The sequence below is a fragment of the Aliiglaciecola sp. SL4 genome, from assembly GCF_041538045.1.
Taxonomy (GTDB): Bacteria; Pseudomonadota; Gammaproteobacteria; order Enterobacterales; family Alteromonadaceae; genus Aliiglaciecola.
The window spans coordinates 198,347-219,683 of record NZ_JBGOSE010000005.1; the positions used below are offsets into that span (position 1 = coordinate 198,347).

The 21,337-nt window shown below is 42.4% G+C and carries 17 protein-coding genes and 1 pseudogene; 13 read left to right on the forward strand and 5 right to left on the reverse strand.

The window, feature by feature from the left end; translation table 11 throughout:
- Positions 1–12: 12 nt before the first annotated feature.
- From AB6T38_RS09510 to AB6T38_RS09535, 6 genes are all read left to right on the forward strand, one after another.
- Positions 13–486: a peroxiredoxin gene (locus AB6T38_RS09510; RefSeq protein WP_372547093.1), complete on the forward strand. Its 474-nt coding sequence runs from the start codon at positions 13–15 to the stop codon at positions 484–486.
- Positions 487–869: 383 nt separating this feature from the next.
- Positions 870–1,433, forward strand: coding sequence for an RNA polymerase sigma factor (locus tag AB6T38_RS09515; protein ID WP_372547094.1), 564 nt, complete (start codon positions 870–872; stop codon positions 1,431–1,433).
- Entirely contained in the window at positions 1,433–2,422 is a 990-nt protein-coding gene (locus tag AB6T38_RS09520) for a FecR domain-containing protein (RefSeq protein WP_372547095.1), read from the forward strand. Before AB6T38_RS09515 ends, AB6T38_RS09520 begins: the two co-directional genes overlap by 1 nt.
- A 67-nt stretch (positions 2,423–2,489) precedes the next feature.
- The gene (locus tag AB6T38_RS09525) at positions 2,490–5,612 is read left to right on the forward strand and encodes a TonB-dependent receptor (protein ID WP_372547096.1); all 3,123 of its coding nucleotides are present in this window, start codon (positions 2,490–2,492) and stop codon (positions 5,610–5,612) included.
- A gap of 79 nt (positions 5,613–5,691) precedes the next feature.
- Positions 5,692–6,864: a M14 family metallopeptidase gene (locus AB6T38_RS09530; protein ID WP_372547097.1), complete on the forward strand. Its 1,173-nt coding sequence runs from the start codon at positions 5,692–5,694 to the stop codon at positions 6,862–6,864.
- A 948-nt stretch (positions 6,865–7,812) separates the two neighbouring features.
- Entirely contained in the window at positions 7,813–8,994 is a 1,182-nt protein-coding gene (locus AB6T38_RS09535; RefSeq protein ID WP_372547098.1) for an NAD(P)/FAD-dependent oxidoreductase, read from the forward strand.
- Between the two features lie 70 nt (positions 8,995–9,064).
- On the opposite strand, the gene AB6T38_RS09540 is transcribed toward AB6T38_RS09535, so the two are convergent.
- The gene (locus AB6T38_RS09540) at positions 9,065–11,854 is read right to left on the reverse strand and encodes an EAL domain-containing protein (protein ID WP_372547099.1); all 2,790 of its coding nucleotides are present in this window, start codon (positions 11,852–11,854) and stop codon (positions 9,065–9,067) included.
- Positions 11,855–12,043: 189 nt separating this feature from the next.
- Between AB6T38_RS09540 and AB6T38_RS09545 the strand changes: the two genes are divergently transcribed.
- From AB6T38_RS09545 to AB6T38_RS09555, 3 genes are read left to right on the forward strand one after another with little or no spacing between them, the layout of a single operon-like run.
- Positions 12,044–12,607: a response regulator gene (locus tag AB6T38_RS09545; protein WP_372547100.1), complete on the forward strand. Its 564-nt coding sequence runs from the start codon at positions 12,044–12,046 to the stop codon at positions 12,605–12,607.
- 24 nt (positions 12,608–12,631) lie between these two features.
- Entirely contained in the window at positions 12,632–13,447 is an 816-nt protein-coding gene (locus tag AB6T38_RS09550) for a phosphate/phosphite/phosphonate ABC transporter substrate-binding protein (RefSeq protein WP_372547101.1), read from the forward strand.
- 20 nt (positions 13,448–13,467) lie between these two features.
- Complete coding sequence (locus tag AB6T38_RS09555; RefSeq protein ID WP_372547102.1) at positions 13,468–14,691, forward strand: HAMP domain-containing protein; 1,224 nt, start codon at positions 13,468–13,470, stop codon at positions 14,689–14,691.
- A 28-nt stretch (positions 14,692–14,719) separates the two neighbouring features.
- Here the strand turns inward: AB6T38_RS09555 and AB6T38_RS09560 are convergent.
- The 3 genes and pseudogenes from AB6T38_RS09560 to AB6T38_RS09570 form a co-directional block, all read right to left on the reverse strand.
- A pseudogene (locus AB6T38_RS09560) lies at positions 14,720–14,989 on the reverse strand (IS3 family transposase); the annotation flags it as partial.
- A 385-nt stretch (positions 14,990–15,374) separates the two neighbouring features.
- Positions 15,375–16,373: a sugar kinase gene (locus AB6T38_RS09565; protein ID WP_372547103.1), complete on the reverse strand. Its 999-nt coding sequence runs from the start codon at positions 16,371–16,373 to the stop codon at positions 15,375–15,377.
- 21 nt (positions 16,374–16,394) lie between these two features.
- Positions 16,395–16,730: a cupin domain-containing protein gene (locus tag AB6T38_RS09570; protein ID WP_372547104.1), complete on the reverse strand. Its 336-nt coding sequence runs from the start codon at positions 16,728–16,730 to the stop codon at positions 16,395–16,397.
- Between the two features lie 272 nt (positions 16,731–17,002).
- Between AB6T38_RS09570 and AB6T38_RS09575 the strand changes: the two genes are divergently transcribed.
- The gene (locus AB6T38_RS09575) at positions 17,003–17,734 is read left to right on the forward strand and encodes a FadR/GntR family transcriptional regulator (RefSeq protein WP_372547105.1); all 732 of its coding nucleotides are present in this window, start codon (positions 17,003–17,005) and stop codon (positions 17,732–17,734) included.
- A gap of 735 nt (positions 17,735–18,469) precedes the next feature.
- Here AB6T38_RS09575 and AB6T38_RS09580 read toward each other — a convergent pair.
- Positions 18,470–18,646, reverse strand: a complete 177-nt coding sequence (locus AB6T38_RS09580) for a hypothetical protein (RefSeq protein WP_372547106.1) — start codon at positions 18,644–18,646, stop codon at positions 18,470–18,472.
- 3 nt (positions 18,647–18,649) lie between these two features.
- Between AB6T38_RS09580 and AB6T38_RS09585 the strand changes: the two genes are divergently transcribed.
- The 3 genes from AB6T38_RS09585 (at position 18,650) to AB6T38_RS09595 (ending at position 21,173) form a co-directional block, all read left to right on the forward strand.
- The gene (locus tag AB6T38_RS09585; RefSeq protein ID WP_372547107.1) at positions 18,650–20,302 is read left to right on the forward strand and encodes an ABC transporter ATP-binding protein; all 1,653 of its coding nucleotides are present in this window, start codon (positions 18,650–18,652) and stop codon (positions 20,300–20,302) included.
- A gap of 65 nt (positions 20,303–20,367) precedes the next feature.
- A complete protein-coding gene (locus AB6T38_RS09590) occupies positions 20,368–20,643 on the forward strand; it encodes a PqqD family protein (protein WP_348492611.1) in 276 nt (91 codons plus the stop codon).
- A 50-nt stretch (positions 20,644–20,693) separates the two neighbouring features.
- The gene (locus tag AB6T38_RS09595; RefSeq protein WP_372547108.1) at positions 20,694–21,173 is read left to right on the forward strand and encodes a lasso peptide biosynthesis B2 protein; all 480 of its coding nucleotides are present in this window, start codon (positions 20,694–20,696) and stop codon (positions 21,171–21,173) included.
- The last annotated feature ends 164 nt before the right edge of the window (positions 21,174–21,337 follow it).

The window sequence follows — 21,337 nt, forward strand, 5'->3', positions numbered from 1 at the left end:
TTGGAGAACGCTATGATTAGCATTGGAAGTCAGTTGCCAGAAGCCGAAACTACCGCAAGAGTAGATGGTAAAATGAAAACATTTACTACCAGCGACCTTTTTGAAGATAAAAAAGTAGTAATGTTTGCCGTTCCTGGTGCATTTACACCAACATGCTCGCAAGCCCACTTACCTGGCTACGTGGCATTAAGCGACAAAATAAAAGCAAAAGGTGTAGACACGATAATTTGTTTATCTGTAAATGATGCTTTTGTGATGGACACTTGGGGAAAACAACAAAATGCTGACAATATTTTGATGTTAGCTGATGGCGACGGTAGTTTTACTAGCGCAATTGGGATGAATATCGATACAGGTAATTTTGGCGGTGTGCGATCATGCAGATACAGCATGTTAGTCGACAACGGCGAAGTTAAAATATTCAATAAGGAAGAGCCTGGAACCTTCGAAGTTAGCGATGCCGAAACTATGTTAAATGCACTGTAGGCGGGTGCTTTAGCCCCGCGAATGCAATTTATCATTCGCTACATCTATGGCCTAAAGGCCATGCTACAACCTGTAGGCGGGTGCTTTAGCCCCGCGATTGCAATTTATCATTCGCTACATCTATGGCCTAAAGGCCATGCTACAACCTGTAGGCGGGTGCTTTAGCCCCGCGATTGCGATTTATCATTCGTTACATCTATGGCCTAAAGGCCATGCTACAGGGCCGGAGCGAGGTTGTATGGCCTAAATCCATGCACTGTAGGCGGGTGCTTTAGCCCCGTGAAAGATCGCTAATCAATTTAGTTTTTTTCAAAAAAAATGGAGGGTTTTATACTCTGTTGCGTATTAATAGGTAATTCCGAGATGAAGAAGAAAAATATACAGTGAAAGTTGTTTATATTAATCAGCACTCAGCAATAGCCCACTCAGCAAATGATAATGGCGCATTGTATGATCTCATCTCAGAGCATGAAGCAGCACTTCGTCGTTTTATACGTGTTCGAGCAAGAGCCAATACATCGGAAACCGACGACATACTTCAAGATATGTATACAAAGTTGTTTTCACTCAAGGGGCTGGCAGAAAAAATAGAAGATCGGCAAGACACTTTTCGCAGTTTTCTATTTAAAGTGGTCACAAACCAGATTATAGATAGAGAAAGGCGGGCCAAAGTTCGTGCTCATGATGCTCATGAATCTTTTGCTGATACCCTTTGTTCCTTAAAAGCTATCGAACCAGAAGAGCAAGCGAATATTGCTGAAAAGTTACATGATATTGAAAAGGTACTAGACAACATTAATCCTGCGCACAAAACTGCTTTTGTGATGTGTCGAGTCGAAGGAAAAGCTTACCGAGAAATAAGCGACATAATGGGGGTTTCCGTTAGCACGGTTGAAAAATACATCTCTGCTGCCCTCATCGCTATTCGAAATAAGGTACACAAATAATGACTACTGATTTAAGGCATATCAACGCAATAAATAAACAAGCGAGTGATTACGTTGTTCGCCTTTACTCTGGTGAGCTGATGTCCAAGGAAGAAGAACGTATTATCAGTTGGTGTGATGAAAGTGAAGCCCATCAAATGGCATTTGACCAAGCCCTTGCAGTTTGGGATGTATCAGCTGAACTTTCACCTCATGTAGGGTGGAGACAAAAATTAGAAAAACGTTTCTACCGTATGCGCTATTTGGCAGCGTCCATTTTTGTTTTTATGTTCTGCTTTATGTTGTTTACAAAAAGTCCTAAGGTTGACACATCACCACTAAATCAACAGCCTAGTACCTACCGAACCGCAGTGGGTGAAATTAGCAGTGTGGGTTTACCTGACGGTTCGACAATTAGCTTAAATACCAACACCCAAATTGACGTCGAGTTTAACGATAACTATCGAGAGTTGTGGCTGCAAAGTGGTGAGGCCTTTTTCGACATTGCTAAAGACTCATCACGTCCCTTTTTGATCCATACTGGTACAAAAGTGGTGCGAGTTGTAGGAACCCAATTCAATATAAAGTTATCCCAGTCAGGTTTTGATATCGCTGTTTCAGAAGGGGTTGTGGCTATTGAAGAAAGCACAAAAAGCGGCACTGATAAGCAAATGGAAAAGAGCGAGCAGGTTTACCTTGAGGCGGGTGCTATTGCCTCCTTTGATAATAGCAATGCCATCATCGCCAAAAAAAATGAAACAACCGTTGCCAAAGCTCAGAGTTGGCGAACAGGCTACCTGCGTTTTGATAACGAGCGATTAGAAAAAGTTATCCGCAGTTTTAATCGATACAGAAGTAAAAAAATAGAAATGGACGAAAAGTTAGCTAACCTTCGAATTAGTGGTGTGTTTAAATTGTCAGATGGTGATGCCATTGTAACTGCACTTGAAGCAACATTACCCATAGAAGCACAGGTAAACAACGATCGTATTATTTTATTAAAAAAATAACGGAGGGTTTTATATTTGGCTGCGTATTAACTCTAAGAGAACACATCAAAAACTAAAAGGAGCAGCCATGAAGTTGCCAAAAACAACATTAAGTACAATCGCTCTATGCGTTGCACTGTCATGTAATACAAGTGTTAACGCTCAGCAAATCGATAATATATCTATTCAGTCAACCAGTCTTGATAATGCGCTTCTTTCCCTTGCACAGCACGGTGAAATTCAAATTCTTTTTTCTGATGAACGTATAAAGCAGCTAGTGGCACCTAAGCTCGAAGGCAATATGGATGCACAGCAAGCCTTATCGACTTTGCTTGAAGGCACAGGGTTCACATTTAAGCAAACTTCAAAAAGAACTTACATAGTTACCCCTATTCAAAGCCCAGATAACAGCCAACAAAAAAATATATCTACACCGGCTGTTTTATCCGATACCGTTACTGAATCTACAGTAGAGAGGATTCAAGTTACAGGGTCAAATATAAGAGGTATGCAAGATACCGGTGCTTTGCCTGTAACAACTATGTCAGCAGAAGATATTGATGGATTGGGAATTAGCAGCGGTGCAGAAATATTGGCTGAATTACCTCAACAAGGTGCGGTTAATTTTACCAGCGAACGCGTAGTGGGTGGCGTAAATGATGCTCGAGGTGATGTTTCGTCGGTCAATCTACGAGGAATAGGCACTGGTTATACTCTGACGTTACTTAATGGCCGTCGTTTAGTGCTTCATCCAGGAACACAAGCGGAAAACTTAGTACCGGTCACAACGGTGAACTCCAATACGCTTCCAGTTAAAGGCATTAAACGCGTTGAGGTCTTGCGCGATGGCGCGGCTGCAATTTACGGTACAGACGCAATTTCTGGGGTAGTTAACTATGTGTTAGATGACAACTACACTGGAGGAGAAATCCAAGCTCAATATGGAAATAGTCAAGGAACAAGCCGCGACCAAATTAATATATCGGGTGCGGGTGGATGGCTGTTCAATAATGATAAAACTCATTTAACTTTCAGTGGTGGCTACTATCATCGAGACATGGTGATGGCGAGTGAAAGAGACTACGCAGTCAGTTCAGACTTACGCGAGTTTAGTGAAGTCCCTAGTGAATATATAGGTGACACTCAGCTTGATAATCGCTCTACCATCACACCTTGGGGGGAATTTTCTTCAGCTAGTTTAGGCACCTTTCATATTGAACCTACTTCTTATGATGATTGCGCCTTTGCCGTTAATGATGATGTTTGTGCTTCATCAGGTTCCATTCCCCGTGATCTCAGATTTGATTCGAATGCCCAACGAAGTCTTAGTTCGGAAGTCGACAGACTAAACTTTTATACCCTGATTAATCATCAACTAAACGATCAGATGGAAATTTACGGTGAAGCTCTCTATTACTCTGCAACGGCCAAGCGGTTACGTGAACAATCGGGTAACCTCACAGCTCAACGTTTTACTATCTCAGCAGATGCGTTTTACAACCCATTTGGTGAAGAAGTAACCTTGAGAAGGTATCGTCCCATTGATACTGGGACTCGCAACATAAAGGTGGAAGACTATAGTTATCGGCTTTTAGTGGGGAGTCGGGGGTACTTTGGCGAATGGGACTACGATACGGGCGTACTTTATTCAAAAGCGAATACCTTAGATAGAGCCAACCGCATTAACACCACCCTATTTCAACAAGCGATAAACAGCACCGATGAAAGCACAGCCTATAATATCTTTAGTGGCGCTAGTGTTACTAACCCAAATAGCGTCGACGATACGCCAGTTTCTCAAAGTGTAATTGATAGTTTTACAGTCAATGTAGAGCGAGAATCGGAAACGGAATTGGCATTATTTGATGCAAAAATTTCGCGACCAGATTTATTTACCATGCCTGCAGGAGATGTGGGATTTGCTGCCGGTGTTGAATTTCGCTATGAAAGCTTTTTCGATAATCGCTCTGATGACCTAAACGGAACTTTATTCTTTAGTGATTTAGTGGCAGGGGTATCAACAGAAATTGCCAGCCAAATTTTAGGTAGTAGCCCCACCCCTGACGCGAGTGGAAGCCGAAATGTTTCCTCGGCTTTTGCTGAATTTGCCATTCCTTTAATTGCCGACAAACCCTTTGTGGATAGTTTGAACTTGCAAGTCGCTGGGCGTTATGAAAATTTCTCTGATGTCGGCAGTGTGTTTAAACCTAAGTTTGCTTTAGCCTGGACAGTGAATGACCAAGCATTGCTTCGCGGTGCTTACTCAGGTGGTTTTAAAGCCCCAGGTTTACCGCAAACTACAGCAGTGGATGTAGCTCGGTCAAATACCCGTTCAGATCCTGTAACTCAAACGAGTCGAGGCACCTTAGAGCTGCGTAACGGTAGCGATGCCTTAAGTCCAGAAGAAAGTGAAAACTATTCGTTTGGAATCGTGTTGACTCCAACTAAAGCGCTTACCTTAACGGTAGACTGGTGGCGTATCAAGCAAGAGAACACGGTCGGTATTTTGGATAGTCGAGTACAAATTCTTTACGATGCTTTATTACGCAGTCAAGGCAGTCAAAATGAAAATGTTGTGCGTGATGAAAACGATGAAATATTATACGTTAAAAACGACTATACAAACTTATTGCCTAGAGAAATATCAGGCATAGATTATAGCGCAGACTACCGTTTTGAAACGGATATTGGAAAATTCCAAATTAAATTAAACGCAGCTAATTTACGAAAATTCACCCAAGGCACTGATACTATTGCAGATATCGTAGTAGCCGCACAAAAAGCCGGTAATGAGGCGTTATTGTATGAAGGTGAACAAGTCGCACTATCCGGTAGCGACGGCGATCTCATCCGCCAAAATGAACGACCCGAATGGCGTGCTAATTTGTCTCTTACTTATTCTAAAGATCAATGGCGTGCAGGTCTAAAATATCGCTACGTCAGCGATGTTGAGGATACGAGTTTAACTTACACTAACGATGCGGGCGAGTTAATCACCTATGTAGTGGATGATTGGTCAACGGTTGATGCATACCTAAGTTACCGCTTTAGTGAAGATGCGTTCTTTACTGGGAAAACCAAAGTCACGGTGGGAATGCGTAACATTACGAACGAAACACCACCTTTTGCTGATGATAGCTTTGGTTATAGCAGCAACTTACACTCGTCGTTAGGGCGCTATTCCTACATAACATTGAATCACAAGTTTTAACTTACAAGCCTAAACTTTAATTTACGACGTTTAGCTAGAATCGCCCATGTAAAATGGGCGACATTTTTTGGGAGGTCTAATGATCCGTTTTTTATTGATTTTGGTGGCATTTGTTGCCCCTGCTGCCTATGGATGTGAGTTTGAAAGTGTAAATTTTTCCGCCAAGTTTGAGGCAGGTAGTTTAGATAGTTGTGAATTAAACAAAAATGGTGAGTACGTATTGACGTTCTTGCCCGAAGATAAACCTATTAACCCAAGCCCTTGGTATTACTTCAGCGTAAAATCGACAACGGCTAAAAAAATTGATGTGGTACTCACATTTGATGGCTTTGCACCAAGATATTTACCGAAAGTGAGCAACGACCAAATGTCCTGGCAGCCCATTGCCTTTGATACAAATGACAAGGGCATGTCGTTGTCACTGAATGTCAGTAATAAACCTTTATACGTTGCTGCCCAACGACCCATACTAAACTTGGTTTATAACAATTGGTTAGATAAAGCAGCGCAAACTTATGCTTATGAGCCTTTTGTCATTGGTAAGTCCACCGCAGGTCGCACTATATCAGCTTTTACGTTGCAAAAGCCGGATAACAAGGAATGGGTGATATTTGTCGGTCGTCAGCATCCTCCAGAGGTTACAGGTGCTGTGGCTATGTTCGCATTTCTAGATGAGTTTCTTGCTTATACTGCATCTAAAAGTGAATTTCTATCTCGATTTAATGTACTTGTGGTGCCGAATTTAAATCCCGATGGAGTTGCAGAAGGTCATTGGCGTCATAGTCTGGGTCATAAGGACCTCAATCGTGATTGGAACGTATTCTCTCAACCAGAAACCAGGGCGGTTAAACAATACCTGGACGGCATAACCGATGGCGGCGGTAAAATTGTGATGGGTATGGACTTCCATTCAACACACAATAATGTTTTCTACACCATTCCACAGGATGAAAAGATCGCCCCTACAGAAATGGTAGTGACGTGGTTATCAAGTTTACAAGAACAAACCGCAGGGGTGTTTAAGGTGAATGATAAGCCAGGGACCTCACCAGGCAGAGGAGTGTTTAAGCAGTTTTTTGCTGATGTTTATAAAGTCCATGGCGTAACTTATGAAGTAGGTGATAACGAACCTAACGAAAAAACTCGTTATGTGGCTAAACATGCTGCAAAAACCTTAATCCAAACCCTAAATGCAACGCCGCCCGAAGCCTTTTATATTCAGAATAAACAGGCAAAAGCCCCGAGCAATTAAAAGGTTTTAACCGTTGTAGGCGGGTGCTTTAGCCCCGTGGTAATATCCATGGCCTAAAGGCCAAGCTACGGGTTCCGTGAGAGGCAATCTGATGTGTCATTCCACGGTCTGTAGGCGGGTGCTTTAGCCCCGTGTATTCAATGGCCTAAAGGCCATTCTACGGGTTCCGTGAGAGGTAATCTGATGTGTCATTCCACGGTCTGTAGGCGGGTGCTGTAGCCCCGTGTATTCAATGGCCTAAAGGCCAAGCTACGGGTTCCGTGAGAGGCAATCTGATGTGTCATTCCACGGTCTGTAGGCGGGTGCTTTAGCCCCGTGTATTCCATGGCCTGAAGGCCATGCTAAGGGTTCTGTGAGAGGTAATCTGATGTGTCATTCCACGGTCTGTAGGCGGGTGCTTTAGCCCCGTGTATTCCATGGCCTAAAGGCCATGCTAAGGGTTCTGTGAGAGGTAATCTGATGTGTCATTCCACGGTCTGTAGGCGGGTGCTTTAGCCCCGTGTATTCCATGGCCTAAAGGCCATGCTACGGGTTCTGTGAGAGGTAATCTGATGTGTCATTCCACGGTCTGTAGGCGGGTGCTTTAGCCCCGTGGTAATATCCATGGCCTAAAGGCCATGCTACGGGTTCCATGAAAGGTAATCTGATATGTCATTCCACGGTCTGTAGGCGGGTGCTTTAGCCCCGTGTATTCAATGGCCTGAAGGCCATGCTACGGGTTCCGTGAGAGGTAATCTGATGTGTCATTCCACGGTCTGTAGGCGGGTGCTTTAGCCCCGTGTATTCAATGGCCTAAAGGCCATGCTACGGGTATGGCTACCTTATATGTTTTCTAACGCGGGATAAATCCCGTGCTACAGCTTCGTGGACAATATATAATCCCCTCTACTATTGAGGCGGGTATTTCCAAGCGCTCTCATTCCAACATACACAAAAACAGAGTGAAAATTGAAACAACTTGATGTCATTGTCATCGGCGCGGGTGCTGCCGGATTATTTTGTGCCGCCGAAGCCGCTAAACGTGGCCGAAAGGTGCAGGTACTGGATCACGCTAAACGTATTGGAGGCAAAATACTGATGTCAGGTGGTGGGCGCTGTAATTTCACAAATATGTACGCTGCGCCTGAAAACTTTCTCTCTGACAATCCTCACTATTGTAAGTCAGCTCTAAGCCGTTACACCCAATGGGACTTTATTGGTTTGGTGGCTGAATACGGCATTCCCTATCACGAGAAAACCCTCGGTCAATTATTTTGTGATGAATCGGCCAAAGATATCCTCAATATGCTGTTTCAAGAATGCGATAAAGCTGGGGCGGGGGTCACTAATCAATGCGAAATTATCGAAATCGATAAAACCTCCGATGGTTTCATTTTACAAACCAGCAAAGGTGAATACCGCTGTGAATCACTGGTGGTTGCCACCGGCGGCTTATCTATGCCCAAATTAGGCGCGTCACCTTTTGGTTTTAAAATCGCAGAGCAGTTTGGTTTAAGCGTAAAACCAACTCGAGCAGGACTGGTTCCTTTCACCTTGCATGAACAAGATAAAACCGTATTAGCCGAACTAAGCGGCATTTCCTTAGATGCGCGAGCAAGCTGCAACAACACCAGCTTTAACGAAAATATTTTATTTACTCATCGAGGCTTAAGTGGCCCAGCGGTGTTACAAATCTCATCTTTTTGGCACCCAGGTCAAGAGGTTGAATTTGACGTCTTTCCCAATGGCGACTTACTCACCGAATTGCAACAAAGTCAGCAACAATCACCAGACTGTTTGTTAGCGACAGCATTATCGAAACACTTTCCCAAACGTTATGTACAGACCTCATTGCCTTATTTAGGGCTAGATAATAAACCCCTTAAACAATTCCAAGGTAAGCAACTTGAGCAGGTTTCCAACGCCTTTCACCAATGGCAATTAAAACCCAATGGCACTGAGGGATATCGAACTGCCGAAGTGACCTTAGGTGGTGTTGATACCAACCAACTTTCTTCAAAAACCATGATGGCAAATGACGTGGATGGCCTATTTTTTATCGGCGAGGTAGTAGATGTAACCGGATGGCTAGGGGGCTACAACTTCCAATGGGCGTGGAGTAGCGCTTGGGTTGCTGGGCAATATGTGTGATCCCCCCACTCCCAAAAAGTACATACCAAAATAACCCTATAACCAGCCTTTATTTAGACTTAATCTAAATTTAAACCTTAAAAGGCTGGTTAATGAGGATTCTTTCAAATTCTGGTTTTTCAACGGGTTTGCTGTAGACGTAACCTTGAATATAGTCACAACCAAATTGTTTTAGTACTTTAACTTGGCGTTCGTCTTCAACCCCTTCGGCAACCACTTCTATTTGCATCTTTTTACACAACCCAATGACACTTTGGATCATCTCGCTGACATCCGTGTTGATACCTAAATCGTCGATTAAAATTTTATCTAGCTTTAATACGTCTACTGGCAATTTAGTTAGGTATGCAAAAGACGTGTAGCCTGAGCCGAAGTCATCTATGGCGATACTTACCCCTAAACGTTTTAACTTCCATAGAACTTCGCTTGTTTGCGCCAAATCCTCGATAATGCAGCCTTCTGTAATTTCAAGTTCCAAACTCGCTGGCTTTAACCCAGTTTTTTCTAACAAATAAGCAACTTCATCTACTATCTTATTATTCTTAAGTTGGCGAGGGGAAACATTGATAGCAAGTTTTAAATTTTCACCGTATTGTTTTTGCAAGCTAATTAATTGATTAATACTATTATTTAAAAGCCAACTACCTATTTTTTCTATTTGTCCATCAAGCTCGCTTAGGGTAATAAACTCCAAAGGTGAGACCCAGCCAAGGGTTTTGTGTTGCCAACGCATTAGCACCTCGGCGTTTACAACAATACCATCAGACATTCTAACTTTAGGTTGGAAATACAAACTGAATTGGTCACTATTTATTGCTTGTTGAATGCTATTTTGAATGGTTTTTTTGCGCTTCTTTTTGGCAACATAAGAGTCATCTAGCTTCACAATACAAGGCTTCTGACCATTAAGCTTACTCTCATGAAAATCTTGTTCTGGCAGGTTGCGGATGGAATGCAATAACTGATGTATGTCCATATCAGAGAATGGCGCTATGGCATAAGATAAATTGCACTGCAATTTTGGTATATTCGAATCACTTGCAGAACAAGCTGATAATGCTCCGCTCAGTAAGGTTAGCTTTTTATGTAGTTCCTGATCGCATTCACTTTCAGGGATGATAATCAGTACTTGATCCACTTCAACTTCAAACACTTCACAATTTAAAGGTAAGCACGCACGAATATTTTTGACCACTGATTCAAGGCCTAGTAGTTTTTCATCTCCCCGTTGCGCCCAATATTGATCATGCAACGAAATATCCGAAATCATTACCGATGCTAAGGCAAATTTAGCCTGCTGTTGAAGCAAAAATTTAATAGTGCTGTCCAACTTCACACGGTCAGGTTTGATATATTGCTCGTTTAATTTCTCTTTAGACATCTTAAGCAGGCGATGCTCGTATTCTTTGAAAGCCTGATCTATATCTTGTATTAAGAGTTGGTTGTTCCAGGGTTTCGTTAAAAACTTATAAGCTGCACCAGAATTCATAACATCCACTGCGGCATCAAAATCTGCATAGCCAGTTAAAATCAGAGAAATTATGTTGGGGTAACATTGTTTAATGTTTTTGACTAAAGTGCCGCCATCAATATCTGGCATTCTGAAATCAGATAGCACAACCTGAATTTCATGTTGCCTAAGTATCTCTAAGCCTTCTGCAGCGCTGCTGGCAGTATAAACTTGGTATTTAGTGCGCTTGAAAGTCCGTATAATCGCTTTTAGGTTACTTTCTTCATCATCAATGACTAGCAGGTTGCAAAGCTCGCTGCACGTGTCTGAAAGATATTGTTGTACGGCATTAGACATAATCTTAGTCCTAAATAACGGTTTAAATGTGTATTTTGTTTCTAATCTGAATCGTACGCTTTGCTCGGCTACGCCACGTAAACGTTGCGTCCGAGATAAACGACCACCAACCCACAAGTTCTTGTTCACCTTGTGGCGTATACGTAAGTCCCAACCTTTAAAGTTGCTCGTAGCAAAACGACTGACCGCGTTTTGGGCAAACTCAGTAACCACAGCAAACCGTTCAACGTGTAAATATCTAAGTTGGGTTAAATAATTTCCGTTGTTTTTTAAATTGCCATGCTTTAACTCAAAGGCATAACTCAATTTTTGGTCAGAGAACGCGTCACCAACTTCCTTAGGAACGTCTTTTATCGACCTGCCTATATCTGCACCAAACTGCCACTGCCCTTGTTTGAGTTTCATCGCAACACGGACAAACTGGTTGTCATATTGTGTGTCTTTTTTGGCGTAGAGTGCGTCAGACTCTCCACGATAATCCACTAACCATGGAGACAGGGTTAACTTTCCCCATTGAGTTGAGAATTCATGCTGATATTGAAAAATAGACATGTGGCCCACTGTGCCACTAGCGCCGTCTAGGGGTTTGAATGAGGCCAACTTCAAAGCCTGCCCTGATCCAAGTTTATAATTTAAATGAACGCCAATTGGATTTAAGTGCCTATCCCAAAACAAGTCCGTAACTTGTTCCGTTTTCCACGGAACCTTCCCAGCAAGTATAGTCAGCTTGCCAAACTTTGCCGAAGCAAATAGACGGGTTAAATACACGTCTTTGTCACCAGCAGGTTGATCGGTGATTTGATACAAAGTAATAGCAGGTACATTTTGTTTGTTCTTTAAACCGGTGCGAGCCTGAGCGGTAAATGACCAGGTATCATTAAGCTGGCTAGACACCCCAACCGCAGCAATCATTCTGACTCTTTTTCGTGGAGCTAAGTTAATTTGGTCCGTTTCATTTTCGTATCTAAGTAATACGCTGGCATCTAACTCTGTTGCTTTCACGCTCTGCAAAGCCAGTACACAGATAGCGATAAATAAATATATTTTGTTCATTCTTAACATCACCTTTATTAAGCCAAACTCACTACGTTTTGTTCAGCTTAATGTGTAAAGCAAAAAACGTTTTTCGTTTCGATTGTGCAAATGTAGTAAATGTCACAAATGTCGTGCATTATACTTTAGTCATGTATGACTCAATTGTCTTATATGGTATAAATACAAAACTAATTTAGGAATTTGTTTATGGCTAATGTGAAATCTCTTACTACTGGTGACATTGCAAAGTATTGCGATGTAAACCTGCGCACTGTAATACGGTGGATTGATAAGGGAAGTTTGAAAGGTTACAAGTTGCCAGGTAGAGGTAATAACAGAGTAACTGTGGATAATTTTGTACTTTTTTTAAGACAAAACAATATGCCTGTGCCACCAGAACTATTACCTAAAAATAAAACAGTTTTAATTGTCGATGATGATAAAGAAATGGGCAATGCAATTAAGCGTGTACTTAAAAAAGGCGGCTTTGAGTGTGATACCGCTACAAATGGCTTTTTAGCGGGAAGCAAACTTATGCAGCATAAGCCAAGCATTATGACCCTTGATTTAACTATGCCGGGCCTGAATGGTTTCGAGCTTTTAAAACATTTGAGGGCAGATGAACAATTTCAAGATTTAAAAATATTGGTGATTTCAGCATTGAATCAAGAAAGCCTTGATGAAGCACTTGCTTTAGGTGCCAATGCAGTACTTTCTAAGCCCTTTGAAAAAGATCAATTGTTAAGCTTAGTAAACGAAATGACCCTGTAAAAATGATTAAAGGTGAGGTGATATATGAATAAGTTAATCCTATTAGTTGGCTTATTATTTGGTTTTTCAGGTGCGGTATCGGCGCAACAAAAAACCTTAACTTTTGGTGTTGTTCCGCAGCAATCGGCAAAGCGATTGGCGGCCTTATGGACACCAATTTTTCAACATATAAGCGAACAAACCGGTGTGCATATTGTATTCAGTACCGCAAAAGATATTCCTACATTCGAAAAGCGCCTTGAAGCTGGGGACTATGATTTAGCCTATATGAACCCTTATCACTATACTTATTACAACCAAGTATCGGGTTATGACGCATTAGCCAAACAAAGCAATAAAACTATCCAAGGTGTCATAGTTGCGAATGCTGATGGTAAGGTTAGAAATATCCGTGATTTGGCAGGTAGCCGTTTAGCTTTTCCGGCTCCCGCAGCTTTTGCCGCGAGCTTATTGGCGCAAGCTGAACTTAATAACCTAGGCGTGGAATATACACCTATGTACGTGGGTTCCCATGACTCCGTTTACCTAAATGTGTCGAGAGGCTTTTTTCCAGCAGGTGGTGGCATTCAGCGCACCCTTAATAATATGAATGAAAGTACCCAATCTTCTTTAGTTACTATCTGGAAGAGTGCTAGATACACCTGTCACGCTATAGCCACCCATCCAAATATCGATGCAGCTACTAGAGATAAAATTTTAACTGCTCTTTTAAGTATGAATAACAGTGAACAGGGAAAAGCATTGCTTAAAACTATCAACTTCAACGGTTTTGAAGCAGCGGTAAATAGTGATTGGGATGATGTGAGAGCGCTTAATATTGATGCGTTGTTGCGCAATTAAGCCCTAGGATTAGTTAATCAATGAACCTTTCCTTACGCAATAAAACGATTTTTAGCATAGCTCTTATTGAGGCTGTGCTGCTGATTGCTTTGATATTTACCGCAATTAATTTTATGCGTAATACGCTCAATGATAATTTGGTGAGCCGATCTTCAACGGTCGCTTCTCTGTTTGCAAGCACAACTAAAAATGCTGTTTTAACCTATGATCTTGCCTCCTTAGAAACCTTCTGCTTAGAGTTATTGAATAATCCAGATATCTTATATGTGAGAGTCGTCAATGATGAGAATCAAGTTCTTGCCCAAGCAGGTGATGAGAAACTGCTAGCACGTCAATTTGTTGAAGATATAGATGTAGATAATGTTACTGACGGTGTACTTGATAGCTATGCAAACATTACTGAAGCCGAGCAGAGTTATGGCCGTGTAGAGCTGGGCGTTGACACTTTAAATATAAAAAACTCAGTAGAGATTATTAAAAATTGGACAACCAGTATCGCTATTATCGAAATGGCGTTGGTTGCCTTGTTCTCATTCTTTTTGGGTAATTATTTGACTCTTCAGCTAGAAACCTTACGTATTGCTGCGCGTAAAATTTCGCAAAATGTGGAAAGCGGTGCTTTTAACCAGGCACAATTGCCAGTGAATGGTAATGATGAACTAACTGAAGTGACTCGAGCATTCAATAAACTTGTTACAACCTTAGAGTATGAAAATACGCGCAAGCAGGCGTATCAGCATGAGCTTGAAGATTTAAATCGTACTCTAGAGCAAAAAGTTGAGCAGCGAACTACCCTATTGAATAAGCGCAACGATGAATTAATACAGATAAATCAGGAATTACAGGCGACTCAGAAACAGCTAACCCAAGCTGCCAAAATGGCTTCAGTTGGACAACTAGCCGCTGGTGTTGCCCATGAAATTAATAACCCCGTTGGCTTTGTCAAAAGCAACCTTAGTAGCCTTGCGCAATATATCGATATTTACAGTAAAATTAGCACAGATGTACTAGCCATTTACGGCAAAGACTCTTCACAATCGGTTGAAGTATCTAAACAAAACCTAGCTACCATCATCAATAGTGAAGATTTAACCTTTATTAATGAAGATTCCAAAGACATTCTTAGCGAGTCTGTTGAAGGACTAGATAGAGTCAGCAACATAGTCAAAGATCTCAAGCAATTTTCGCGAGCAGATGTAGAAGAGAAAACTTGGTTAGACATTAATGAATGTATTGAGAGTTGACCTGGTCAACTAAATTCAGTCACCCTAGTTAAGCAACCTTTTTTAATTCGTCATTAATCTGTTCAAAGTTATTTGGGCTTTGATAACCCAGATAAGAATGAAGTCGATGGCTGTTGTACCACATGGTTATGTAATTCATTATATCTTGCTGGGCTTCATAGCGAGTTTCATAATTACGCCAGTGAACCCGCTCTTGTTTCAAGCTACCAAAAAAACTTTCAGCCACTGCATTATCCCAACAACAGCCTTTTTTACTCATGCTACCCACAAAACCATGAGACTTGAGTAATTGACGATAAACTTCACGGGGCTAAAGCACCCGCCTACAGGGAGGGCCACCACCTTGTAGCATGGCCTTTAGGCCATGGAATATGTTCAACGACGTGCGGGGCTAAAGCACCCGCCTACAGGGAGGGCCACCATCTTGTAGCATGGCCTTCAGGCCATGGAATGTTTGAATTTCTCGCGGGGCTGTAGCATGGCCTTCAGGCCATGGAATATGTTCAACGACGTGCGGGGCTGTAGCATGGCCTTCAGGCCATGGAATATGTTCAACGACGTGCGGGGCTGTAGCATGGCCTTTAGGCCATGGAATATGTTCAACGACGTGCGGGGCTAAAGCACCCGTCTACAGGCCATGAAGAGGTGAAGAATAGAAATCGAGAAAAGAATTACCGGTTAGATTAAACCGGTAATTTATAAGACTGCCAGAAGCTTTCGAACAATTCTTTAGGCATAATAGCGCCTGGTGTTTCTATTACCTTGCTTGCAGCTGCGCTAGCCGCTAAGGCAGAGGTTTTAGGATCGCAGCCCGAAACTCGAGCCCCAATATAAACACCGTTGAACGCGTCACCCGCAGAGGTGGTATCAACTACATTGTCATTGGCAACAACAGGGACGGTTTCTCTTCCGTGATCGTTGACAATAATTACGTTCTTCTCGCCTTGCTTCATTACTAGCTCTTTCGGCGAATATTGCATGCATAATTCAATGCATTCCTCTACGTCATCGATACCGTAAAGCTTATCGAAATCATCTACTCCAGGAAGAAGTACATCTGCTACCTGAAACGCCTTTTCAATATTCATTTTGGCAATATCTACAGAGCGCCAAAGTTGTGGGCGATAATTAGGATCGAACACAATTACCACACCTGCTTGCTGCATTTCTTCTAGTTTCTGCCAGAACAGGGATCTTTCTTCATCTAACAATATTGCTAAACTAATGCCTGAAAAGAAAAACATACCGGATTTATTTAGCGCCATCGATTGTTCAGATGACAACGCACTAATCATACGTTTGGCGGCAGAATCGCTACGCCAATAAATAAAAGAGCGCTCACCAAAATCATCAGTAATGACCATATAACTGCCAATATGATGGCTGTTGATTTTCGGGAGAAACCCAGTACTGATATTTTCACTGTCTAATCGACCAATCAATTCACTACTGAGTTTATCGGTTCCTAAGCACGACATAAATTCAATGTCTTGCTTAGGAAAAGCCCTTTTTAAATAGACGCAAGAGTTATACAGATCGCCAGCAAAAGACTTTCCAAGCTGATTTTCGCTCTTGTTGACCAACTCAAGCATACACTCGCCTGCAAATACTAGCGGCCCGCTTACTTTAGAAAAAATATCCACTAACCGGTTTTCGCTGGTATTTTCATTCTGTTGTGTCATTCATTGGTTCTCTATTAAAATTTATAAAAAGTCTTCACGTAAAGGACTAAAAACATCGATTAAAATGCCCGCTTTTTTACACACTGCGCCGTGGTCTGCATTTGGTAGAATAAAAAAGCAATCGCCGGCTTTCAACAATTGTTTTTCTTCACCAACTTGTACTTCAAATTCACCGCTCTCAATATAAGTAACCTGAGTGTGAGGGTGGGCGTGTACATAACCAACAGCATTGTCGTCAAACCAAATTTTAGCCATCATAATATGATCGTTGTAACCCATTAATTGGCGTTTTATGCCATCACCAAGATCTTCAATAGGTTGCTTATCACCGCATATAAACGCTTCGCTATGTGTCATATTTTTTCCCTAGTTAATTTATGCTCGTATCTAATCAATATAACCTATTATTGTCAACCATTACCGCCCATTGTTGTTACCAATTTGAAATTTATTGGTTATAATCTCGGGGAGGTGTATGCTACCAACATTGCCTTAGTTGTTAAGCAAGTGTAAATATCAAAAATGGTTTAACCTAATTAAGTATTAGTATAAACCTAGGTATATGTAAAACAAACTGAAAAGCGAAATAATAATACTAAAGCTGGAGTGTTTGGGTGAGAGGTATATAGATGAAAAGTCGTCGCATGTTTTGGCAGATTGTCGAAAAAATAGAAGCATTAATTGATTCTGGGAAATATCCACCTGGCAGTCGTTTGCCACCTGAACGCGAATTAGCTGAAACCTTTAATGTTAGCCGCCCAACAATTCGAGAAGCGATTATCGCTTTAGAAGTGAGAGAGCGAGTAGACGTCAAAACCAGTTCTGGTGTTTACGTGTTAAAAAATCCGCAAAAAGCCGAATCTGAAGTTAAAGTGAGTGCGTTTGAGCTAACCCAAGCACGAGCCTTAGTGGAAGGAGAGGCTGCTGCCCTGGCTGCCGCATCAATCACAGAACAGGAACTGGCAGATTTAGAAGCGACCCTAGTTGCTATGGAAAAGGGTATCAACCCGGAAAAGGCAGATCGCGAATTTCACGTCATTATTTCCAAGGCCACTCGTAACAATGCAGTTTCTTTAGCGGTTGAAAAGTTTTGGAAATTACGGGACTCAGAGCCAGAAATTGTAAATGTATATAAGAATGTTTGTAGCCGCAGTGATAGTGATCGTTTAGAAGAGCACAGAAAAATATACACGGCCCTGAAAAATCACGACTCAGCCGAAGCAAGGCAAGCAATGCATTACCATTTCAACCGGTTAATCAATACCCTATTTGAAATCAGCGAAGCCAAAGCCCTAGAAGAAGTGCGCAAACAATCCACCCAAACCCGCGATTTATATTCGTTAAATCATTTGGTAGATTAACCCAATTTGTAGCATGGCCATCAGGCCATGGAATGTTTGAATTCCTCGCGGGCTGTAGCATGGCCTTTAGGCCATGGGATATATGGATTCCCCGCGGGCCTGTAGCATGGCCTTTAGGCCATGGATATTCGGAAAGGGAATTCAAACAAAACCATTCACGGGGCTAAAGCACCCGCCTACAGCCATGGAATATGTTCAACGACGCGCGGCCTGTAGCATGGCCTTTAGGCCATGGATATTCGGAAAGGGAATTTAAACAAAACCATTCACGGGGCTAAAACCACCGCCTACAGCCATGGAAAATGTTCAACGACGTGCGGGCCTGTAGCATAGCCTTTAGGCCATGGATATTCGGAAAGGGAATTCAAACAAAACCATTCACGGGGCTAAAGCACCCGCCTACAGCCATGGAAAATGTTCAACGACGCGCGGGCCTGTAGCATGGCCTTTAGGCCATGGATATTCGGAAAGGGAATTCAAACAAAACCATTCACGGGGCTAAAGCACCCGCCTACAGCCATGGAATATGTTCAACGACGTGCGGGCCTGTAGCATGGCCTTTAGGCCATGGATATTCGGAAAGGGAATTCAAACAAAACCATTCACGGGGCTAAAGCACCCGCCTAAAGCCATGGAATATGTTCAACGACGCGCGGGCCTGTAGCATGGCCTTTAGGCCATGGATATTCGGAAAGGGAATTCAAACAAAACCATTCACGGGGCTAAAGCACCCGCCTACAGCCATGGAAAATGTTCAACGACGTGCGGGCCTGTAGCATGGCCTTTAGGCCATGGATAGACCAAGGTTCGGTCAATCAACCTCCCGGGGCTAAAACCACCGCCTACAGGTGCATCTTTGAGCAAAGTAAGATAGAGTAGAACGCAATACTCGATTGCTCCTAACCAACTCATTGCATGTCATTTTTATCGCTATTTAAACTACTTCGTTACCACAAAACCGCGTTAAGTCTTGCTGTGCTGTTAATGCTCGCAGAAAGTTTGATTAGCTTGAGTATTCCTTACTTTATTGGTCAGTTTTCAATGAGTATTTTGGACCAAGAAAACGCATTTGGCTGGTCAATTGGACAAATATGCTTAGCCTGGGTGGCTTTGATCATCCTACAAGCGGTGTTGCGTTTTGAATCAACCTTTCGCACCAACATTGTCGGCGCTCATGTGCTGAACGACCTCAGTTGTCGCCTCTATGACCACGTACAAATGTTACCCATGGCGTACTTTAGTAATCGCAAAAAGGGCGAAATTCTATCGCTTATCAGTAATGACGCAAACGTACTTAGCTATTTCTTATCTGGCGTACTAACTGGCTTAGTTCCAGCGGCATTAATCGTGCTCGGCGCGGTCATTATGATGGCCAATATCAATTTAAGTATTGCGCTGATTATCGTCATCACGGTGCCGGTATTTTTAATCACTATCAAAATAGTCGGTAAAACCATACGCCCTATTTCCGAACAGGTGATAAAACACCAAGCGGGAGCTATCGCTATCGCCACCGAAAACTTTGGTTCGATGCAATTGGTTAAAGCCTTTAATCGCCAAGGTATTGAGTCGAAAAAATTCCGCAAGAATGCCAATCAGGTGCTTGACCTACGTACCCGTTTATTGCGCATCCAAGCGCTAATTTCACCACTCATTCAAATGATTATCTCAATTGGTATCGTGTTTATCGTAGTCGTAAGTGCGTTACATTATCAATCTGGTGAACTTACAATCCCCAACCTGATCACTTTGCTGATGTATGGTTTAGTCTTTGCCAAACCCATGAGTACATTCGCCGGATTATATGGTCAGTTGCAGCAGGCCAGAGGCTCTTCCACACGTATTTTGGAGGTGTTCAATGTCTCTCCCGAGTCTGACGATAAGGCAGAGTTCGCTCTCGACTGCCAACAAGGAAGTATTGAGTTTAATGACGTGTCTTTTGCATACCAAGCAGACAGCCCTATTTTAACCGGTGTTGACGCACGTTTTGAAAGCGGTAGCGCAAGCATTATTCTTGGCCCAAATGGCGCCGGAAAAACCAGTTTAATTCACTTGTTAATGCGATTTATGGAGCCGCAAACAGGCAACATTTTAATTGACCAACAAGCAATAGCCGATTGCAGCCTGGTATCCTTGCGTAAGGCCATTGGTTTAGTCTCACAAGATATCGCATTGTGTGACGGCAACATCTTAGACAATATCGCTTATGGACTGCCCCAAGCTAGCGAAGAAGAAATCATCGAAGCGGCGAAACTGGCCGGTGCCGATAGTTTCATTACCGACTTAAAAGCTGGTTATTACACCAAAGTGGGTGAAAACGGCGTACTGCTTTCAGGAGGTCAACGACAACGTATTTCCCTGGCCCGCGCCCTTGTTATCAATCCACAGATTTTGTTATTCGATGAACCCACTTCTTTTACCGATGATGCTGGCAAGCAAGAATTTTCTAAACTCTTGGCACATTCATTAAAAGATAAAACCATAATTATTGTGACTCACGACCAACAACTGTGTGAAGTGGCCGACAAAGTCTATAAACTAGAGCAAGGCAAACTAGCGCTCATATAAAGAAGCCTAGAAGAACCATAAGTTTACCTAACAGATTATCTATAAAGAATTGAGTAGGACGTAACATGCTGAATAGCAACACTAAATATAAACTTTCAGATAAAGCGTTATTTCAAAAAGTGGTGGATGAGACCGTAATTTTGGACTCCATCAGCGGCCAGTATTACACACTCGATCCCATAGGCACGGAAATGATAGAAGCCCTGAATACAGGTAAATCTGTGGCTCAAGTGGTAGCGCTCATCGAAGAAAATTACGACACCACAGTCGATAACATCCAAGCCGATTTGTCAGAACTGATTGGTAAAATGAGTGACAAAGGATTGTTAGAAGAAGCGTAATTAAGCGGCAAAATTGAAAGGGCAGTGGTTAAATCAAGGGAACTAAACGTATGCAATTGATCTACTCTTTGCCCACCATAATTCGTGCATATTGGCTATTAGCAAAATGGGATTGGCGAATATCCAAACAGCCCTACAAAAAATGGAAAAAGCACCTCGATAGAAGTCTTTCCGTTAGCAATGCCAGCAACCAGTTTGATGCCTATCCACAGCACAAATATCTGCAACAGTCATTGCTGTTCGCAAAAGTTACACGCCACCATTATCGGCCAATGAATTGTTTACGCCGCTGTTTAGCGCTACAAGAGTTATTGTTAAACAAAAACATGCCATCGACCTTACATATAGGGGTAAGGTTCACACCATCCGCACAATCAGATACCCCAGAAAGTAGCGGCAAAACCCTAGAAGCCCATTCATGGTTAACAGTGAACGGTTTTATTATTAACGACAGCAAAGAAGTGGTTAACACCTACACCGAAATAACCAACAAAAGCCAATTTTTCCAAGCAAGCATTTCCTCAATGTAAACCGCCTAGGCAAACAAATGATATTCCATGGCCTAAAGGCCATGCTACAGGGCGGGTGCTTTAGCCCCGCGAAGGACCGCGATAGGGCGTGAACGATTGTGGTGTATTCCATACATTCATCCATGGCCTGTAGGCGGGGCTTCAGCCCCGCGCAAACATATGAC

Excerpts from the sequence above, each read along its gene's own strand:
- AB6T38_RS09510 (WP_372547093.1), top strand. The coding sequence starts at position 13 with ATGATTAGCATTGGAAGTCAGTTGCCAGAAGCCGAAACTACCGCAAGA.
- AB6T38_RS09520 (WP_372547095.1), top strand. The coding sequence starts at position 1,433 with ATGACTACTGATTTAAGGCATATCAACGCAATAAATAAACAAGCGAGT.
- AB6T38_RS09525 (WP_372547096.1), top strand. The coding sequence starts at position 2,490 with ATGAAGTTGCCAAAAACAACATTAAGTACAATCGCTCTATGCGTTGCA.
- AB6T38_RS09530 (WP_372547097.1), top strand. The coding sequence starts at position 5,692 with ATGATCCGTTTTTTATTGATTTTGGTGGCATTTGTTGCCCCTGCTGCC.
- AB6T38_RS09540 (WP_372547099.1), bottom strand. The coding sequence starts at position 11,854 with ATGAACAAAATATATTTATTTATCGCTATCTGTGTACTGGCTTTGCAG.
- AB6T38_RS09545 (WP_372547100.1), top strand. The coding sequence starts at position 12,044 with ATGGCTAATGTGAAATCTCTTACTACTGGTGACATTGCAAAGTATTGC.
- AB6T38_RS09550 (WP_372547101.1), top strand. The coding sequence starts at position 12,632 with ATGAATAAGTTAATCCTATTAGTTGGCTTATTATTTGGTTTTTCAGGT.
- AB6T38_RS09555 (WP_372547102.1), top strand. The coding sequence starts at position 13,468 with ATGAACCTTTCCTTACGCAATAAAACGATTTTTAGCATAGCTCTTATT.
- AB6T38_RS09565 (WP_372547103.1), bottom strand. The coding sequence starts at position 16,373 with ATGACACAACAGAATGAAAATACCAGCGAAAACCGGTTAGTGGATATT.
- AB6T38_RS09570 (WP_372547104.1), bottom strand. The coding sequence starts at position 16,730 with ATGACACATAGCGAAGCGTTTATATGCGGTGATAAGCAACCTATTGAA.
- AB6T38_RS09575 (WP_372547105.1), top strand. The coding sequence starts at position 17,003 with ATGAAAAGTCGTCGCATGTTTTGGCAGATTGTCGAAAAAATAGAAGCA.
- AB6T38_RS09580 (WP_372547106.1), bottom strand. The coding sequence starts at position 18,646 with ATGAGTTGGTTAGGAGCAATCGAGTATTGCGTTCTACTCTATCTTACT.
- AB6T38_RS09585 (WP_372547107.1), top strand. The coding sequence starts at position 18,650 with ATGTCATTTTTATCGCTATTTAAACTACTTCGTTACCACAAAACCGCG.
- AB6T38_RS09590 (WP_348492611.1), top strand. The coding sequence starts at position 20,368 with ATGCTGAATAGCAACACTAAATATAAACTTTCAGATAAAGCGTTATTT.
- AB6T38_RS09595 (WP_372547108.1), top strand. The coding sequence starts at position 20,694 with ATGCAATTGATCTACTCTTTGCCCACCATAATTCGTGCATATTGGCTA.